Raw genomic sequence first — 276 nt, 5'->3', positions numbered from 1 at the left:
GCTCCCTCTTCTACACGATAGAACAGCTTCCACGTGCCGTTTAGGCTAATCTTTTGTCCCATAACGCTCCTCCTTGGTTTTAACCTTTGACTGCTCCCGCTGTAATACCGGATACGATTCTGTCCTGCAGAGCCATATAAGCTGCAATGCTTGGAACGATCGCAATCACAATCGCTGACAATAGATATGAATAACGCGTAGAGAAGTTGCCTTGAAACCGCATAATGCCAAGCTGAATCGGCTTGTAATGTTCGTCGTTGATAAAAATCAAACTGA

1 pseudogene is annotated in these 276 nt (G+C 44.9%); it reads right to left on the bottom strand.

From position 1 onward, the window contains the following. Nucleotides 1-79: 79 nt before the first annotated feature. Nucleotides 80-276: pseudogene (locus tag KVT27_RS24460) on the bottom strand (carbohydrate ABC transporter permease); the annotation flags it as partial.

Source organism: Lysinibacillus sp. GbtcB16, assembly GCF_019091145.1.
Lineage (GTDB): Bacteria > Bacillota > Bacilli > Bacillales_A > Planococcaceae > Lysinibacillus > Lysinibacillus fusiformis.
Note: the sequence above shows the minus strand (reverse complement) of the source record. Positions and strands in the feature narration are given on the sequence as shown.